Source organism: Streptococcus sp. GMD4S, assembly GCF_000296955.1.
Genome location: NZ_AJRE01000561.1, coordinates 1 through 631 on the forward strand (window position 1 = coordinate 1; position 631 = coordinate 631).

Genomic DNA, 631 nt, shown 5'->3' on the forward strand with positions numbered 1-631 from the left:
GTCACTTCTAGATAGTCATTCTCTGCTACTTTTAACTCTTTGAAAGCCTTTTGGAAATAACCATCTTCATCTGCTTCAAGAAAGCCTAATTGCTTGGCAAAACGAAGTTTGGATTCAAGCTGGTCTGCGTGAGCTACACAGGCACCCAGCATGGATAAGAAGGCATCAAAGAAATGATAATCCTGAATCAGGTAGTCTTTAAAGACCTTATTCTCAATTGTCCCCGCAAAAAGTTCCTTAACAAAACGATGATTGATTGCAGCCTGCCAATCCTTCTGATTGCTTTTTAATAATTCTCCAACGGTCAAACCCGGCTCAAATGCATAGTCTTGTGTTTCCATATTTACTTTTCCTCTCTTTACTCGTTCGTAATCAACAAAATACCAAGAAAATCCTAGTTTTACTTGACCTTTTTAAAGAAAAGTGGGGCATTCTAGGAGAGCTACCGAAAGACTTGCCGTCAAGCCTATCCTCTTTTGATAAACAAAAAAACTCCAATTACAAACGAGAATTAGAGTTTAGCTTACAAGATTAAACAGTTTCTTTCGACATACGAAAAAAACCTTTTCACATTTCCCTTCGCCAGTCTTAACTGTATCAGGTTCAATGGGTATCATCTCAGCCTAAAGCA

At 38.2% G+C, this 631-nt stretch carries 1 protein-coding gene; it reads right to left on the reverse strand.

Translation table 11 applies throughout. From position 1 onward, the window contains the following. Positions 1 to 341: TenA family protein (locus GMD4S_RS12545; RefSeq protein ID WP_000449806.1), on the reverse strand; the 341-nt coding region annotated here is incomplete at its 3' end. Between the last annotated feature and the right edge of the window lie 290 nt (positions 342 to 631).